The 16,373-nt window shown below is 54.4% G+C and carries 16 protein-coding genes; 7 read left to right on the forward strand and 9 right to left on the reverse strand.

Features of this window, described 5'->3' with window-relative positions:
* Window positions 1–39 precede the first annotated feature (39 nt).
* Genes djlA through RC73_RS02580 form a run of 3 tightly spaced genes read left to right on the forward strand, consistent with a single transcriptional unit; the run spans window position 40 to window position 2,462 of the window.
* Window positions 40–813 carry a co-chaperone DjlA gene (djlA, locus tag RC73_RS02570; protein ID WP_039033160.1) on the forward strand — a complete coding sequence of 258 codons (774 nt, stop codon included), beginning with the start codon at window positions 40–42 and terminating at the stop codon, window positions 811–813.
* Window positions 814–871: 58 nt separating this feature from the next.
* A complete protein-coding gene (locus RC73_RS02575; RefSeq protein WP_039033161.1) occupies window positions 872–1,486 on the forward strand; it encodes an outer membrane beta-barrel protein in 615 nt (204 codons plus the stop codon).
* A 22-nt stretch (window positions 1,487–1,508) separates the two neighbouring features.
* On the forward strand, window positions 1,509–2,462 hold the full coding sequence (locus RC73_RS02580; RefSeq protein WP_039033162.1) for a D-2-hydroxyacid dehydrogenase: 954 nt from the start codon (window positions 1,509–1,511) through the stop codon (window positions 2,460–2,462).
* Between the two features lies 1 nt (window position 2,463).
* Here RC73_RS02580 and RC73_RS02585 read toward each other — a convergent pair whose 3' ends face one another.
* Entirely contained in the window at window positions 2,464–3,021 is a 558-nt protein-coding gene (locus RC73_RS02585) for a class IV adenylate cyclase (RefSeq protein ID WP_039033163.1), read from the reverse strand.
* Window positions 3,022–3,032: 11 nt separating this feature from the next.
* Window positions 3,033–4,208, reverse strand: coding sequence for a formate-dependent phosphoribosylglycinamide formyltransferase (gene purT / locus RC73_RS02590; protein WP_039033164.1), 1,176 nt, complete (start codon window positions 4,206–4,208; stop codon window positions 3,033–3,035).
* Window positions 4,209–4,392: 184 nt separating this feature from the next.
* Here purT and RC73_RS02595 point away from each other — a divergent pair, with 184 nt between their 5' ends.
* On the forward strand, window positions 4,393–5,859 hold the full coding sequence (locus tag RC73_RS02595) for an AAA family ATPase (protein WP_039033165.1): 1,467 nt from the start codon (window positions 4,393–4,395) through the stop codon (window positions 5,857–5,859).
* Here the strand turns inward: RC73_RS02595 and RC73_RS02600 are convergent.
* Window positions 5,850–6,377 carry a DUF4136 domain-containing protein gene (locus RC73_RS02600; protein WP_039033166.1) on the reverse strand — a complete coding sequence of 176 codons (528 nt, stop codon included), beginning with the start codon at window positions 6,375–6,377 and terminating at the stop codon, window positions 5,850–5,852. The two genes, RC73_RS02595 and RC73_RS02600, sit on opposite strands and share 10 nt — an antisense overlap.
* Before the next feature lie 150 nt (window positions 6,378–6,527).
* Between RC73_RS02600 and RC73_RS02605 the strand changes: the two genes are divergently transcribed.
* Complete coding sequence (locus RC73_RS02605) at window positions 6,528–6,839, forward strand: DUF1289 domain-containing protein (RefSeq protein ID WP_039033167.1); 312 nt, start codon at window positions 6,528–6,530, stop codon at window positions 6,837–6,839.
* On the opposite strand, the gene RC73_RS02610 is transcribed toward RC73_RS02605, so the two are convergent.
* Genes RC73_RS02610 through RC73_RS02625 form a run of 4 tightly spaced genes read right to left on the reverse strand, consistent with a single transcriptional unit; the run spans window position 6,826 to window position 10,016 of the window.
* The gene (locus RC73_RS02610; protein WP_039033168.1) at window positions 6,826–8,103 is read right to left on the reverse strand and encodes an ATP-binding protein; all 1,278 of its coding nucleotides are present in this window, start codon (window positions 8,101–8,103) and stop codon (window positions 6,826–6,828) included. The two genes, RC73_RS02605 and RC73_RS02610, sit on opposite strands and share 14 nt — an antisense overlap.
* 19 nt (window positions 8,104–8,122) lie before the next feature.
* Window positions 8,123–8,836: a response regulator gene (locus RC73_RS02615; protein WP_039033169.1), complete on the reverse strand. Its 714-nt coding sequence runs from the start codon at window positions 8,834–8,836 to the stop codon at window positions 8,123–8,125.
* Window positions 8,836–9,255, reverse strand: a complete 420-nt coding sequence (locus RC73_RS02620; RefSeq protein ID WP_039033170.1) for a DUF3019 domain-containing protein — start codon at window positions 9,253–9,255, stop codon at window positions 8,836–8,838. Before RC73_RS02620 ends, RC73_RS02615 begins: the two co-directional genes overlap by 1 nt.
* A gap of 5 nt (window positions 9,256–9,260) precedes the next feature.
* A complete protein-coding gene (locus RC73_RS02625) occupies window positions 9,261–10,016 on the reverse strand; it encodes a MipA/OmpV family protein (protein WP_233962693.1) in 756 nt (251 codons plus the stop codon).
* 320 nt (window positions 10,017–10,336) lie between these two features.
* Between RC73_RS02625 and RC73_RS02630 the strand changes: the two genes are divergently transcribed.
* Both RC73_RS02630 and RC73_RS02635 read left to right on the forward strand, forming a co-directional pair.
* Window positions 10,337–11,512: an acyl-CoA dehydrogenase gene (locus tag RC73_RS02630; protein WP_039033172.1), complete on the forward strand. Its 1,176-nt coding sequence runs from the start codon at window positions 10,337–10,339 to the stop codon at window positions 11,510–11,512.
* A 13-nt stretch (window positions 11,513–11,525) separates the two neighbouring features.
* The gene (locus RC73_RS02635; protein WP_226684440.1) at window positions 11,526–12,059 is read left to right on the forward strand and encodes a GNAT family N-acetyltransferase; all 534 of its coding nucleotides are present in this window, start codon (window positions 11,526–11,528) and stop codon (window positions 12,057–12,059) included.
* 139 nt (window positions 12,060–12,198) lie between these two features.
* Here the strand turns inward: RC73_RS02635 and RC73_RS02640 are convergent, their stop codons facing one another.
* Complete coding sequence (locus RC73_RS02640; RefSeq protein WP_039033201.1) at window positions 12,199–13,158, reverse strand: TerC family protein; 960 nt, start codon at window positions 13,156–13,158, stop codon at window positions 12,199–12,201.
* A 330-nt stretch (window positions 13,159–13,488) separates the two neighbouring features.
* Window positions 13,489–16,368: a valine--tRNA ligase gene (locus RC73_RS02645; RefSeq protein WP_039033173.1), complete on the reverse strand. Its 2,880-nt coding sequence runs from the start codon at window positions 16,366–16,368 to the stop codon at window positions 13,489–13,491.
* Between the last annotated feature and the right edge of the window lie 5 nt (window positions 16,369–16,373).

The raw sequence follows: 16,373 nt of genomic DNA on the forward strand, positions 1-16,373 counted from the left end.
ATTGGCCCGGCCAAGGGCGGGCACACTATGGGATAACAGATGCGTATTTGGGGTAAATTTTTCGGCGGTGTCATCGGCTTTATGTTCGGGCGTTTCTTCGGTGCCTTACTGGGGATCTGGCTTGGACATCTATATGACAAGCGGATGGCAGCTGCTCAGGGGGAAAGTGCCGGCAGTCGGCAGGCTGAGTTTTTCAACACCACTTTTGCCGTTATGGGGCATATCGCCAAGGCTTCTGGACGGGTGACTGAAAATGATATCCGCATGGCCACCAGTCTGATGGATATGTTGCGCCTCAGCGGCGCGGCGCGAAAAGATGCCCAGCAGGCGTTTCGCGAGGGCAAGGAGCCGGACTTTGAACTGGAAGCCAGCCTGCGCCGTTTTCGGCGCATCACCTTTGGTCGCCGGGAAGTACAGCAGATGTTTCTGGAAATTCAAATCCAGACAGCCCTGTCTGACGGTGAGCTGCAGGACAAGGAATATGCAATACTGCAGGTGATTGCCAGAGAGCTGGGATTCAGCAGCTTTCAGCTCGATGAGCTGCTCAAGCGTTGGCAGGCAGAGTTTCGCTTTCAGCAAGCGCCCGGCGATCATAGACCATCGGTTGCCGATGCCTATGAAGTCTTGGGGCTGTCGGAGTCCGCCAGCGATCAGGATGTCAAACGCGCCTATCGTAAATTGATGAATGAACATCATCCGGATAAATTGGTAGCCAAGGGCTTACCGGAAGAGATGATGGAGTTGGCCAAGCGTAAGGCTCAGGATATTCAGGCGGCTTACGACAGGGTCAAGAGCAGTAGAGGAATGCGCTGAGCCTAGCCCTTGGGGGGCGGCTCATACTGTTAAAGAGGGTTCACCCAAGGAGAGCGCCATGAAACTTGCTTATTCAATTCCCTTGCTTTTGGCCCTGAGCGGTCAGGCTCAGGCCGAAGTGTTTGTTGCGCCGTTCGGCGGTTACAGCTTTGGCGGCAATGATCTGGACTATAGGTCCAGCGAAAGCGCAGTTAATGACAACAATAGTGCGGATATTACCGAGGCCGGTCATTTTGGCTTTATGTTGGGGCTGACGACGTCAGATCCGGGTGACATGTATCTGCTTTACTCCCATCAGGGCACTGAGCTCAGTGGCAATGGTTTTCCGGGCGCTGACAAGCTGATGGACCTCAGCGTTGATTATCTGCATCTGGGGGGCACGCTCTATTTTCCCAAAGACAAGCTGCGGCCCTATGTCACCGCCAGTGCCGGTTTGACGCAACTGCGTCCCGAGTATGGCAGTAATGAGACCCGTTTTTCCATGGGACTTGGGCTGGGGCTGGATTATCAACTGCTGGAGCAGCTATCCCTGTTTGCCGATGTGCGCGGCTATGCGACCCTGATAAACAGCGACAGCAGCCTGTTTTGCGATGCCAATCAGTGCTTATGGCATATCAAGGGCGATACCCTGTGGCAGGGACAGGTCAATCTGGGGTTAAGATACCGTTTCTGAGTGGGGTAACAAAGAGGTGAGTATGAGCTTAAAAATAGTAGTTCTGGATGGCTTTTGTCTCAATCCTGGCGATCTCGATTGGTCGCCACTCAAGGCGCTTGGGGAGCTTAGCGTCTATGACAGAACCCCGGCTGAGCTTGTGCTGCAGCGCGCCCAAGGCGCCGATATTCTGCTCACCAACAAGACAGTGCTCGGGGCGCAGCAACTGGCGGCGCTGCCCGGGCTCAAGTACGTAAGCATTCTTGCCACGGGCACCAATGTGGTCGACTTACAGGCCGCCGGCGACCTTGGCATCACAGTCACCAATGTGCCTGGCTATGGTCCGGATGCGGTGGCGCAGATGGTTTTTGCCCATCTCTTGTATCACACCCAACAAGTGGCGCAGCACCACCAGGCTGTGGCGGCGGGGGCCTGGAGCCAGTGCGCCGACTTCTGTTTTACGCTGTCACCGCTGATGTCACTCACGGGCAAGGTGATGGGAATAGTCGGTTATGGTGATATAGGCTCGCGAGTGGCGAATATTGCCAGGGCGCTGGGGATGCGGGTGCTGCTGCATACCCGAACTGAGCGCCATGACCTGGCCGAAGGCATCAACTGGGCGCCACTGGAGCAGTTGTATCGTGAAGCCGATGTGATCTCGCTGCACTGCCCGCTGACCGCGGCGACCGAGAAGATGATCAATCAAGACTCGCTACAGCTGTTAAAGCCCGGGGTGATTTTGATCAATACCGCCCGTGGTGGGCTGGTGGATGAAATTGCGCTTGCCACAGCACTCAATCAGGGCAAGTTGCGGGCCGGAGTGGATGTGCTCTCCAGTGAGCCTCCAATGCCAGACAACCCCTTACTCAATGCCAAAGGAGTCAGCATAAGTCCGCACAATGCCTGGGCGACAATAGAAGCCAGGCAGAAGCTGTTGGATATTGCCGTGGACAACCTGCGCGCCTTTATTGACGGAGACTCAGTTAACCAGGTTTAACTCAATAAGGTATAGTGCGGCACAGTTGCCGATAGGAGCAGGGCTCCAACATGGCTTGGGTCAGCCCGAACCGGGCCGCCAGTTGCCAAAGCTCGCTGCGAAGCTGCTCCAGCTTATCGCTATCGTCGGTCATGATCGCCAGCTCGGCAAAATCGCCGAGCCCCGCCAGGCTGTCCAGCGTCATATGCCACTTGCCGATAAAGTAGATGCTGCGGCGTTTTTGCAGCCGCTGCACCGGCACATAGCCCATGGCGCTGAGCATGCTGCGGGCCCTGGCGGCATCCGAGATATTGACCGCCTCACAGCAATCCGCTCCCGGGCCCTTGAGGATCCACAGCAGATTGTTGGATGGCTGCATCTCCCGGATGCACAGAGACTTGTCCGCCGCGGCCAGTTGACCATCCGGGGTATCGAAGTAGCAGTCGTCCTCCTGATTATCGGCAAACATGCACTCATGCTCCATGGCATTGAGGCGCTCAAGCAGTTGTTGTTTGCTGCAAGATTCATTCAGACGGAACTTGAGTTCCACTTCATACTTACCCTGAAAATGCTGGCTCATGGCGGCTTCTTTTAAAAAATTACTTCTACTTTGGCGGCGCTGCGTAGCGCCTTGTCTATGGCACTTTGGATATCCAGATCCCTTGCCAGGGCAACTCCCAGACGGCGGCGACCATGGATCTCCGGCTTGCCGAACAGTCGCAGCTGGGTGTCGGCTTCGCTCAGCGCTGCTGCAAGGCCCGTGTAGCGCAGGTTGTTTGAGTCGCCTTCTTTGAGCACCACAGCCGAAGCGCTGGGGCCGTGCTGGCGGATATTGGCGATCGGCAATCCAAGAATGGCACGCACGTGCAGGGCAAACTCGGACAGATCCTGGCTTATCAGGGTCACCATGCCGGTGTCGTGGGGCCGGGGCGAGACTTCAGAGAAGTAGACTTCATCGCCCTTGATAAAGAGTTCTACCCCAAACAAACCATGGCCGCCGAGCGCCTCAACCACTTTGGCGCCTATCTGTTGCGCCTTTTCCAGGGCCACTTGGCTCATGGCCTGTGGCTGCCAGGATTCGCGGTAGTCACCGTCTTCCTGCCTGTGGCCTATAGGCGCACAGAAATGAATGCCGTTGACTGCACTTATGGTGAGCAGGGTGATTTCGTAGTCGAAAGGCACAAAGCCTTCGACTATCACCCGGCCTTGCCCGGCGCGGCCACCTTGCTGAGCATACTCCCAGGCCGCGGCTATCTGAGCTTGTTCGCGGATCACGCTCTGGCCCTTGCCCGATGAGCTCATCACAGGCTTGACCACGCAGGGCAAACCTATTTTGGCCACCGCCTGATTGAATTCTGCTTCAGTGTCACAAAAGACGTAGGGCGAGGTGGGGATCCCCAACGTCTCTGCCGCCAGACGGCGAATGCCTTCTCTGTCCATGGTCAACTGGGTGGCTCTGGCGGTGGGTACCACCTTCAGGCCTTCGGCCTCCATTTGCGCCAGCGTCGCTGTGGCTATGGCTTCGATTTCCGGAATGACCAGATGGGGTTTTTCCAGCTCGATGACGGCGCGCAGCGCCTCGGGATCGAGCATGTTGACCACATGAAAACGATGGCTGACCTGCATGGCAGGGGCATTGGGGTAGCGGTCGACGCCGATGACTTCGACGCCCAGGCGCTGCAGTTCAATCGCAACTTCTTTGCCCAGTTCGCCGCAGCCGAGCAGCATGGCGCGCACGGCGCCTTGGCTAAGGGGAGTGCCTAACATAGTGTGGGTACCTTTGGTTATTGTAGCTGCCTGTGGCAGCGGATTTTTTTGCTAGTTTACCCTTTGGTAATCGACTTGGGCGGAAGGCTTGATAAATTGTGCGCTGGATCACTGCTTACGTTGCTGTGGCGAATGTTGGAATTTTGTTGTTCTTAAGTCCGTTATTATCGTGCGGGAAGCCAGAATGCAGGATGTCAAAGACTTAACCGGGGTGCTCAGGGGCGGTACGCCCTTGGTGATAATTGAAACGTATGAGGAACCCAGGGTATTGGAACTGCTCAAACGAGTGGCCGGTGTACTGATGCGGCCCCTGTATGGCTGGAGTGTTACCCAGGGGCTCAAGCGGCTGGACAGGGAAGTTGGGGTGCAGAAATTCAATGCCGAACCGACCGATATTCTGGCGCACATCAAGGCCAGCCAGCAGCAGGGGATCTATGTGCTTTGTGACTTTCACCCTTATGTGGTTGAGGCGCCGCGTAACGTGAGAATGATCAAGGAGATTGCCCTTGAGCACGAAACCTTGCAGCACACCCTGGTGATGGTCAGCCACGCCTTTGATGTTCCCCCTGAACTGAGCCGATACTGTGCTCATTTCTCCCTTTCCATGCCAGGGCAGGCCCAGCTGGAAAACCTCATCATAGAGGAAGCGCGCCTGGCCCGAGCCAAAGGGGCCTTGAATCGTCTCGATGAAGCCGTGATCCCACTGCTTGCCGGTAATCTTCGCGGTCTGAGCCATGCCGATGCCCGCCGTCTTGCCCGTAAGGCCATCTGGGATGATGGCGCCTTGTGTCACTCGGATATTCCCGTGGTCAACAAGGCCAAGTTTGCGCTTTTGGATATGGAAGGTGTGCTGCAATTTGAGTACGACACCTGTGACTTTGCCGATGTTGCCGGGCTGTCCAGACTCAAGGAGTGGCTGAATCACAGGCGCCTTGGCAGCGATGCGCAAGCATTCGATACGCCCAAGGGCGTGATGCTGCTTGGGGTGCAGGGCAGCGGCAAGAGCCTGGCGGCCAAGGCGGTGGCCGGTATCTGGCAGCGGCCTTTGCTGCGCCTGGATATGGCCGGACTCTACAATAAGTACATAGGCGAGACGGAGCGCAACCTCAAGAAAGCGCTGGAGATGGCGGAATTGATGGCGCCCTGCGTACTCTGGATAGATGAAATTGAAAAGGGGCTGGGCAGCAGTAACAGCGATGAAGGCTCCTCGAAGCGGATCCTCGGCACCCTGCTGACCTGGATGGCAGAGCGCAAGTCCGAAGTCTTTATGGTGGCGACCGCCAATGATATCAGCGCGCTGCCTCCCGAGCTGCTGCGTAAGGGACGCCTGGATGAGATATTTTTTGTCGACTTGCCGGACAGCTCCACCCGGGAGGAGATCTTCCGTATCCACTGCCGTAAGCGCAATATCGATCCGGCCGCGCTGGAATTGGCGAGTCTGGCAAGCGCCAGTGAAGGTTTCTCCGGCGCCGAGATAGAGCAGGCGGTTATTTCCGCCCGTTATGCTGCGAGGGCTGCGGGGCAGGAGGCCAATCAGGCCTGGCTGCTCGATGCCCTGAGTCGGACCCGCCCCTTATCTGTGGTGATGGCCGAAAAGCTCAACGCCCTGCGTCAATGGGCCAACGGCCGCACTGTGATGGCTCACGGTTGAGGCGGAAACTGGCTCAGGATCCGCATCACGGTTTCCCGAGTTGCCTCTGCCTTACCTTCACCGCCATCGCTGAAGCTGAACTGATCGCTGCCGCGCCAGATGAGGCGGTTGCTACTCGCTTCTATGATATCGATTTGTATGGTTTGGAGTTTGGCATCGGCGCCCAAGGGCACACCCACACTGGTGCCTACGCCAATGCCGCCGCCAGAGCCCCAGGTGCCGCTGCCAAGGCCGATGGAGAGGCCTGAGTCTTTCGGCTTATCTGTAGTGCGAAAGGCAAAGGAAACCTTGAAGTCCGCTGACTCAGTGACTTCAGTAAATTGTTTGCTTTTCAGCGTGTCGACAATTGCCTGATTGATCCGCTCGGCGCTCAGGGGGTCATCACTGCTGGAAATCGGCAGGGAGGTGAACTTTTGTAGCTTGGCGAAGCTGTATCCTGGGTCGTAGTCCTGTTTCGGCTGCTGGGCGCAGGCCGTCAGCAGCAGGGGTAACAGCAGCAAAAGTGTCCTGAATGTCATCGCTTGTCCTCCGTGAAAGGATATACCTTACCCTGTGACTTTGTGCCAAAGCGGCCGTTAGTGCAAGAAGCGGATAAAAAATCGCCTTTTTAAGAATGAGATGATATACCTAAGGTTTACCCATCAGATAGAGCCTGCATTTACGCCCCTATGGAACAACTGGTCTTTTTTGATATCCCCAGCCCCTGTATCGGTGTCTGCCAGACAGATGCCAAGGGCTATTGCAAAGGTTGTTTCCGTAACCGTGAAGAGAGGTTTGATTGGCTCAATTTTTCCAACGCCCGCAAGTTGGATGTTATTCGCCTGTGCAAGGCGCGTAAACGGCGTTGGCAACTGGCGCAAATAAAGGCGCGCAGGGCGCAGCTAAAGGTGGAAGAGCTGCAGTTGAATCACAGCCTGGACTTTGATGCCAAAGACGACGCAGACGAGCCTCTGGACTTCAGTGATTTCAGTCTCGATTGAGTTCACGCTTGGGCAGGCTGATGCAAAAACGGGTTTCCCCGGGGCGGCTGAATAGCAGGATTTCCCCATGATGGCGTTCGGCTATACGCTTGATTATTGCCAGCCCCAGCCCAAAGCCTTTATTGTTGTTGCGTGAGGTATCGCTGCGGACAAAGGGCTCGAATATCTTGCGTTGTTCCTCTTCGGGGATCCCTTCACCATCGTCTTTAACCTCAATAGTCACCCTGTCTTTTTCATCACTCAGAGTCACCTGAATTTGGCTTTCGGCAAAGCGCTGGGCATTGGTGAGCAGGTTTTGCAGTGCTCTTTCAATCAAGGCCGGTTCACAGGTGAAGGGCAGTTTGGCGACGGAACTATCCAGGGTTATTGGAATCGGGCTCAGGCTCTGCAGTCTGTCTATCACCTGGCGGCAGAGGGCGGTGAGATCGCAGCTCTCCTGTCTCAGCCCTGTTTGGGCCGACTCCAGGCTGGCGTAGGTGAGCATCTCCTGCAGCAAGGATTCCATCTCTTTGACATCTTCTGTCATGCCGGCAATAAAGTCGGCTCTGGCGGTTTCATCGGCTCCTTTACGGCAATAGTTGGGGATCAGCGCCAGGGCAAACTTGAGCCTGGCCAGCGGCGTGCGGATCTCGTGGGATACAGCATTGGCCAGGTGTCGTTGGTTGTCGATAAGAGCACCGATATGCCGTGCCATCTCATTGAAAGTGTGCGCCAGGGGCTTTACCTGAGAGCGGGGCGACAGCTTGATACGGGTATCCCATTTGGCTTGTCCGAGGGCTTCAGTTGCTTGTTTGAGCACTTTAAGATCTCTCGATAGCGGCCAGACCCAAACCAAGGCCACACCGGCCAGCGACAGATAGAAAAATAGGGTGAATAGGCCACGCAGTCTGGCTCTGGGATCTGTGTCTATCGGGCCTGTCATCAGCACCTGTTGGTCCAGGCGGATAAACTGCATCTGCCTACCTGAGTTGGTCAGGGTAGTGAAGACTTCACCGGGAGCTAACTCGCCATCATCGGCCAGGGTGATCTTGTCGGCACTGAACAGACGCAATGGATAGGTGGCATTGACATTGGCGGTGGCGATCGCCTGTTGCCGCTGTTCTGGGCTCATGGGCTTCAAGATGGCTGCCATGGCCATAAGTGGCGCATCGGCCAAGAGTTCCGCCTCGTCATCGTGTTGCTGCCAAAGGGCGTCTAGGGTCCATCCCAGCCCGAGAAAGCTCAGGCTGATCAGTAGATACAAACTGATGAAGAGGCGTTTCACGCGGTAACCTATTTGGGGATTAGCTGTTCCAGGCTTCGGGGGCAAATAGATATCCCTGGCCCCAAACCGTCTTGATCCTGAATGGCGTTTCTATGTTATCGCCCAGTTTTTTACGCAGGCGGGAGATACGTACGTCTATCTTGCGATCCTTGCCATCGAAGTCGATATTCAGCAGGCACTGATAGATATATTGGCGGCTCAGTACTTGGCCGGCCTGGGATGCCAGCAGCCACAGGAGTTCAAATTCGTGACTGGTGAGATCCACCTCTTTATCGCCCAGACGAATTGCCTGGGTGTGAGGATCTATGCTCAGCTTGCCAAAGCTCAGGCAGTGAGATTCTGCCATAGGTGGCTTGGTATGACGTCTCAGCAGATTGTTGATCCGCGCGACCAGGAGTGCCGGGTCAACCGGTTTAACCACATAGTCATCGGCTCCCAGTTCCAGGCCTTTGATTTGATCTTCATTGGAGCCAAGTGCGCTCATCAGCAGGATAGGGCCGGCAAAGTAATCCGGCAGTTTTTCGCACAGCGACAGTCCATCCATGCCTGGTAGCATGATGTCCAGCAAGATAATATCAGGTTTGTAGTTGAGCAGTCGGGTCAAAACTGTGTCACCGCGGCGCTCAACTTCTACATGCATGCCATGGGACTTGAGATAATCCACAATAAGGTTGGCAAGACGAATGTCGTCTTCTACCAATAAAACTCGGTGAGTCGATTGCGCTGAGGTCATCAGAATAAACTCCAAGGGTTGCGATATCTGCGCCTGACATTGGTGTCAGATACGGGGGTCGTTCTAAAGTAAACGCCGGCTAAGGTTTGCCATGTGTCTTTATCTACCATGACAAAATGAATGTCCTCACTGGTTGTGAGCCGGAATGTGAGGCTGTGCACATCTTCAGTTTCACTGCACCAACGTTGTAACCCTTCATAATCAGAAAGGATACAAACCGCACCATTTGTATTAGTCCAGCTTAAACTGACATCAAGCGAACAGGTGTCCTCTTCACTCTTGAGAATACAGAGCTGAGGTGTGATAGCCAGCTTGATTTCTTGATTGTTATTATCTGGGTCAGCCTGCACCTTGGTTGCAAATATCATTGACAACATCAGCAGCAGGAACAGCCAACGCCAGCTGTTTGCTATGCGCACCTTGTTTAAAACCTATAGGCAGCACCAATGAAAAAAGCCCTGACATCATCTTCATCCAGCAGAGGGCTCTTGGCTATTTCATCGGCAAGTTTGGTATAACGCAGTCCCAATATAAGATCCCAGTCCTCGTTGAGGCTATAACGGCCGGTAAACTCCAGCCCGCGGTTAAAGCCTGAACTCCCCTGGTAAGCCTGACTCCAATAGGCATTCTCGCTTGGTCTTACGCCAAAGTAATAATCGACTATTTCTTTACTCTTCCACTCTATATTCAGGGCGAACTCAAGTTTCCAGCGTTCCAAATTCAGCTGATACAACCACCTGGCTTTGGCCTCAGTGCCCTGGTGAACATTGAACATATCATGAGTAAGCGAAAGATTCAGTATACCGTATTGAGTGTAAAAAAAAGCCTCGGCTCCGCCAAGAAATGTAAAGTGTCTGTCTTCCAATTCATTAAATACTTTTGGTGGTTCATTGGCTTGCATTAACATCATGGGTGCCGCGCGACTCTCGGTGGCCTTGGAGATCTGAGAGCTGCCACCGAAAGTAAATACATTACTGGGGTCCCAGCGATAGAAAAAAGCCCGCTCTTTGCTGTAGGCCGTCACCAGATTAATGGTGTAGTTTTCCGACTCGGCCAGGGTTAGTCCCAGATTACCGTTATCAAAAAACCAGTTTTTACCATAGTAGGCAATACTGGGAATGACATAGAGGGGAATATCGTCCTGCTGGCGTAAGGGGTTGGTTTTTTGACCGTAACCCAAGGCCAGTCCTAGATCCCATTTATCAATAGGGATGCATTCTGTCTCTTTGCAATAGGGATGTGCCCAGGCATTGAGAGACAAGAGGCCGATTATGAATAAGCAGAGCCGTACAGACATTGAATACCGAAAATATTACTAAAAGCTATGACCAAGAATAGTGCTGAAGACTAACATTTGTGCGGCGCAAATTCAGAGATTTCTTTCATGAAAGTAGCAATTTGATACAGACGTAATCTTTGTTTGGCGGAGGTTTCAGCGCTGGGCAGAAATCCGGGACTGAGTTAGCATGATGAAAATCAGCTGAAAAAAAGGACAAAGCTATGGCCCGTAACCCCTTCGATTGGCAAGATCCCTTGCAGTTTGACAGCCTGTTGCTGCCGGAAGAAAGGATGATCCGCGACACTGTGCATGAATATGCCCAAAGCAAGTTGCAACCCAGGATCCTGCAGGCAAATCGCGAGCAATACTTTGATCCCGAGATCATGACAGAGCTCGGTGCTCTGGGGTTACTCGGGGCGACTCTGCCGACTGAATATGGCGGCGCCGGGGTCAACTATGTCAGCTATGGCCTGATTGCCCGGGAGATAGAGCGGGTCGACAGTGGTTATCGTTCGGCCATGAGTGTGCAGTCCTCTTTGGTGATGCATCCGATTTTTGCCTACGGCAGTGAAGAGCAGAAACAGAAATACCTGCCAAAGTTGGCACGGGGGGAGCTGATTGGCTGTTTTGGGCTGACCGAGCCGGATGTAGGTTCAGATCCCGGCGGCATGAAGACTCGCGCCGAAGCTATCCCCGGAGGGTATCGGCTCCATGGCAACAAGATGTGGATCACCAATTCACCGATTGCCGATCTCTTCCTGGTTTGGGCCAAGCTTGATGGGGTCATTCGTGGCTTTTTAGTGGAAAAGGGCACCCCTGGGCTGTCGGCGCCCAAGATAGAGGGCAAGTTCTCTCTCAGGGCCTCGATAACCGGCGAAATTGTGCTGGACGGGGTTGAAGTGGGTGTCGATGCTCTGCTGCCCAACGTCGAGGGGCTCAAGGGGCCCTTTGGCTGTCTCAACAAGGCCAGATACGGCATCGCCTGGGGCGCCTTGGGCGCGGCCGAGTTTTGCTGGCATGCCGCACGGCAATACAGTCTGGACCGAGTCCAGTTCGGCAGACCATTGGCGGCCAATCAGCTAATCCAGAAAAAGCTGGTGGATATGCAAACAGAGATCACCACGGCGCTGTTTGCCTGCTTGCAGGCCGGTCGCTTGCTGGATCAGGACAGTTTGGCTATCGAGGCCATCTCGCTAATCAAGCGTAACTCCTGCGGCAAGGCGCTGGAAATTGCTCGCCAGGCCAGGGACATTCACGGTGGTAATGGTATCAGTGACGAGTTTCATGTCATCCGGCATCTGATGAACCTGGAAGCGGTCAATACCTATGAGGGGACCCATGATATTCATGCCTTGATCCTGGGACGGGCCCAGACAGGCTTGGCGGCTTTTAGTTAAGGAGAACAACAGAGTGCAGGTAACAGATTTTGAACCCAAGGTGAGTCAGTCACAACAAGAGGTAGTGGTGCGCCACAGCGAGCACACGGATATTCCGGCAATACGGGCGCTCTTCACTCAGCCCAGCTGTTATGCCGGCACTTTGCAGCAGCCCTTTCCGTCACTCGAAAAGTGGTATAAGCGCCTGGGCGAACTGCCGGATGGTTACTATTCACTGGTCGCAGAGTGGCAAGGGGAGGTGGCCGGTCAGCTCTCCTTACAGGTGCAAACCAACCCCAGACGTAAGCATGTGGCCGACCTGGGGATGGCGGTGAGTGAAGAGTGCCGCGGTATCGGCGTGGGTTCTGCGCTGTTGGCGGCCGCAGTGGATTTGGCCCATAACTGGTTGGCGGTGAGACGCCTTGAGCTGACGGTTTATACCGACAATCACGCCGCTATAACGCTCTACAAACGCCATGGCTTTGTGATTGAGGGCGAGGCGCGGGACTATGCTTTTCGCGATGGCGAGTATGTGGATGTGTTTTTCATGGCCAACATCCGCGAATGATTACTCAAACATCAAGAACAGATAGACCACAAACAACACCAGGTGAGTCGCCCCGTGCAGCGCATGGGTGCGACCACTACACTCAGGATCATTTTTCATTATCTTGTGCCCCCTTCGAGTGACGGACAAAAGACAGGTATTATGCCTGTGGCTGCTTCCCCTTATCCCGGGTCAGCCACAGACTGCCCAGTATGCTGACCAGTAGAATAATCGCGATGACCGCCAGTGCCAGCATGATAGGTAGATGATAGATATCCAGTAGAAGCATCTTGATACCGATAAACATCAGGATCAGCGCCAGGCCATATTTGAGCAGTACAAAACGTTCGGCGGCGCCCGCCAACAGAAAGTACATGGCCCTGAGGCCCATGATGGCGAAGATGTTGGACGTCAGTACGATAAAGGGATCTGTGGTGACCGCGAAGATGGCCGGGATACTGTCGACAGCGAAGATGATGTCGCTGATCTCCACAGCGATCAACGCCAGCAGCAGGGGAGTGGCAAATAATACGCCGTGGCGACGCACCACAAAATGCTCACCTTGAAGATTTTTCACCACCCTCAGGTGTTTTCTGAGCCAGCCGAGCAGCTTGTTGTTGGAGAGATCGGTTTCATTATCTTCCTTGGTAAACAGCATCTTGACGCCGGTAAACAGCAGAAATGCCCCGAAAAGATACAGCACCCAATGGAACTGATTAATCAGCCAAGTGCCGCCAAATACCATGGCGGTACGCATCACTATGGCGCCCAGTACTCCGTAGAGCAGCACCCGTCTTTGCAGTTCGGCGGGGATAGCGAAATAGCTAAACAGCATCAGCCAGACAAACACATTGTCCACGGCCAGGGCTTTTTCGATGAGGTAGGCGGTGAGAAACTCCAGCCCTTGTTGATTGGCGACTTCGAGACCTGCGGTCTGTTTCAGGTAGAACCAAATCCCTAAGTTGAACAGCATGGCGACGCTTATCCATACCAGGGTCCAGATCCCCGCCTCTTTGATAGAGACTTTATGGCTGTGACCACCGCCGACAAACTTAAGGTCTATCCAAAGGATCCCCAGTACTATTACCAGAAATCCGCTCCATAACCACCAGGTACCCATTTCATTTTCTCCAAATACAACAAAGCCTGCCACCGACGGCAGGCCAGCTGAAGGAGCGCGGATCTTGCCTGTCGGCAAGGTCTCACTTACAAAGCACAGCTCAGTGGCTTTGCCCGGTTGCCGGGTGCGCAAACACCGTAATGACGACAAGCCGGCGAGAAGTTACTCCCCTTGGAATATTCTTCAATCTAACAATATGTTGTTCCGATAGCCAGACTTAGCTGATGAAATTATCTGAATTCGGGGGCCATTTGGAGTCGAGGGCAAGCGAATAGTAAAAAAGGGCAGTCGATTGACTGCCCTTGGGTTTTATGGCTCTTGGGTTAACCGTTAGGCTTCCAGTTTGGCCAGCTCGGCTTGTTGCTCTTTGAGCTTGTCCATATCGCGCTTGAGATCAGCCATCTTGCTGCGCTCTTTGTCGATAACGGCTGCCGGGGCTTTGGCGACAAAGCCTTCATTGGACAGCTTGCCTTCAATGCGGGCCACTTCGCCACTCAGCTTCTCCAGCTGTTTGTCGATACGGGCCATTTCGGCCGCTACGTCGATAAGCCCTGCCATAGGGATCAACAGTTCCATCTCGCCTACCAGTTGGGTGGTGGACATGGGCGCGTTGTCGCCATCGGCCAAAATCGTCATGCTTTCCAGCTTAGCCAGGGTAGTGAAGAAGGTTTGGTTGGCCTCTACACGGGCCTTGTCGCGAACACTGACACTGCGCAGCAAGGCGTTGAGCGGCTTGGACGGAGCTATGTTCAGCTCGGCGCGGATGTTACGCACGGCAACAATCACTTGCTTGACCCATTCCAAGTCGGCCATGGCCTCGGTATCGACTTTGTCGGCCTGATACTCAGGGAAGGCGGCCAGCATCAAGGTTTCACCTTCTACACCGGCAAGTGGTTTGACACGGTGCCAGATGGTTTCAGTGATGTATGGCATCAATGGGTGCATCAGGCGCAACAGCTGCTCGAGTACAGTCACCAGAGTATGACGGGTGCCACGCTGCTCGGCTTCAGAGCCGTTTTGCAGCACAGGCTTGGTCAGCTCAAGATACCAGTCACAGAACTGGTTCCAGGTGAATTCGTACAGGGTATTGGCGGCCAGGTCGAAACGATAGGCGCCCATATGCTCTTCGAAGGTCTTGACCGTTTGGTTGAACAGACCTGTGATCCAGCGATCCGCCAGCGACAGCTGCATCTCACCGCCGGCCTTGCCGTTAGGTGAGTTGGGGCCGCAATCCTGATCTTCCGTGTTCATCAGTACATAGCGGGAAGCATTCCACAGCTTGTTACAGAAGCTGCGGTAACCGTCCAGGCGCTTCATGTCCCAGTTGATGTCACGGCCGGTGGATGCCATGGCAGCCAGGGTAAAGCGTAGCGCATCGGTACCGTGGGCTTCGATGCCGTCGGCAAACTCCTTGCGGGTGCTCTTTTCAATCTTGGCGGCCAGTTGCGGCTGCATCATGTTGCCGGTGCGCTTGCCAACCAGAGACTCGAGATCTATGCCATCGATCATATCCAGAGGATCCAGCACATTGCCCTTGGACTTGGACATCTTGTTGCCTTGCTCATCACGGATAAGCCCGGTCACATAGACAGTCTTGAAGGGTACCTGAGGTGTGCCGTCTTCATCCTTGATGAAGTGCATGGTCATCATGATCATCCGGGCTACCCAGAAGAAGATGATGTCGAAACCTGTCACCAGCACGTCTGTGGGGTGGAAGGTTTTCAGCTCAGGAGTCTGCTGTGGCCAGCCCAGGGTTGAGAAGGTCCACAGGGCAGAGGAGAACCAGGTATCCAGTACATCATCGTCCTGACGCAGAGCAATATCGCTTGCCAAGTTGTGCTTGGCGCGTACTTCGGCTTCGTTACGGCCGACATAGACCTTACCGCTGTTGTCATACCAGGCCGGAATGCGGTGACCCCACCACAGCTGGCGCGAAATACACCAGTCCTGAATGTCACGCATCCAGGAGAAGTACATGTTCTCGTATTGCTGAGGTACAAACTTGATATCGCCGTTTTCCACCGCTTCTATGGCTGTCTTGGCCAGTGGTTTGACAGACACATACCATTGGTCGGTCAGCAGCGGTTCAATCACCACGCCGCTGCGGTCGCCATAAGGCACTTTCAGGCCGTGGGGCTCGATTTTTTCCAAAAGACCCAGGGTCTCGAATTCGGCGACAACGGCATCGCGGGCCTTGAATCTGTCCATACCGGCATAACGGCTTGGCAAAGAGGCGTCCAATTCGGTGTTGAGGCTACCGTCGACATTCACTACTTCGGCCACAGTGCGGATGGCGGCATCCTGGGTAAGGATGTTGAACATAGGCAGATTGTGACGCTTGCCGACTTCATAGTCATTGAAGTCGTGGGCCGGAGTGATCTTCACGCAGCCGGTACCGAACTCCATATCTACATAGTCATCGGCCACCACAGGAATACGGCGGTTAACGATTGGCAGAATGATCTCTTTGCCAATCAGGGATTGATAACGCTCATCGTCAGGGTGCACGGCAACGGCACTGTCACCCAGCATGGTTTCCGGACGTGTGGTGGCGACAATCAGATAGTCTTTACCGTCGGCGGTCAGGGCGCCATCGGCGAGTGGATAGCGGAAATGCCACATGTGGCCCTGCTTTTCCTTGTTTTCCACTTCCAGATCGGAAATTGCAGTGTGCAGCTTGGGATCCCAGTTAACCAGGCGCTTACCGCGATAGATGAGGTCATCTTCATAGAGGCGAACAAACACTTCCTGCACGGCTTCCGACAGGCCTTCGTCCATGGTGAAACGCTCACGGTCCCAGTCTACCGAGGCGCCCAGGCGACGCATCTGGCGGGTAATGGTGCCACCGGACTGGTTCTTCCATTCCCATACCTTGTCCATAAAGGCTTCACGGCCCAGGTCGTGGCGGCTCTTGCCTTCTTCGGCGGCGACTTTGCGCTCCACCAACATCTGGGTGGCGATACCGGCATGGTCGGTACCCACTTGCCAGAGGGTATTCTTGCCTTTCATCCGCTGGTAACGGATCAGGGTGTCCATAATGGTATCCTGAAAGGCGTGTCCCATATGCAGGCTGCCGGTGACATTCGGCGGCGGGATCATGATGCAATAGTTGCCCTGGGACTCGTCACCGTGGGGCTTGAAGTAACCTTTCTCTTCCCATACACGGTAGAGCGCTTGTTCAATAGACTGCGGATTGTATGTTTTTTCCATGGGAA

This window comes from Shewanella sp. ECSMB14102 (genome assembly GCF_000813075.1).
Lineage (GTDB): Bacteria > Pseudomonadota > Gammaproteobacteria > Enterobacterales > Shewanellaceae > Shewanella > Shewanella indica.

Bases quoted from the DNA above. Each gene is read 5' to 3' on its own strand.
- djlA (WP_039033160.1), top strand. From the start codon at position 40: ATGCGTATTTGGGGTAAATTTTTCGGCGGTGTCATCGGCTTTATGTTC.
- RC73_RS02575 (WP_039033161.1), top strand. From the start codon at position 872: ATGAAACTTGCTTATTCAATTCCCTTGCTTTTGGCCCTGAGCGGTCAG.
- RC73_RS02580 (WP_039033162.1), top strand. From the start codon at position 1,509: ATGAGCTTAAAAATAGTAGTTCTGGATGGCTTTTGTCTCAATCCTGGC.
- RC73_RS02585 (WP_039033163.1), bottom strand. From the start codon at position 3,021: ATGAGCCAGCATTTTCAGGGTAAGTATGAAGTGGAACTCAAGTTCCGT.
- purT (WP_039033164.1), bottom strand. From the start codon at position 4,208: ATGTTAGGCACTCCCCTTAGCCAAGGCGCCGTGCGCGCCATGCTGCTC.
- RC73_RS02595 (WP_039033165.1), top strand. From the start codon at position 4,393: ATGCAGGATGTCAAAGACTTAACCGGGGTGCTCAGGGGCGGTACGCCC.
- RC73_RS02600 (WP_039033166.1), bottom strand. From the start codon at position 6,377: ATGACATTCAGGACACTTTTGCTGCTGTTACCCCTGCTGCTGACGGCC.
- RC73_RS02605 (WP_039033167.1), top strand. From the start codon at position 6,528: ATGGAACAACTGGTCTTTTTTGATATCCCCAGCCCCTGTATCGGTGTC.
- RC73_RS02615 (WP_039033169.1), bottom strand. From the start codon at position 8,836: ATGACCTCAGCGCAATCGACTCACCGAGTTTTATTGGTAGAAGACGAC.
- RC73_RS02630 (WP_039033172.1), top strand. From the start codon at position 10,337: ATGGCCCGTAACCCCTTCGATTGGCAAGATCCCTTGCAGTTTGACAGC.
- RC73_RS02640 (WP_039033201.1), bottom strand. From the start codon at position 13,158: ATGGGTACCTGGTGGTTATGGAGCGGATTTCTGGTAATAGTACTGGGG.
- RC73_RS02645 (WP_039033173.1), bottom strand. From the start codon at position 16,368: ATGGAAAAAACATACAATCCGCAGTCTATTGAACAAGCGCTCTACCGT.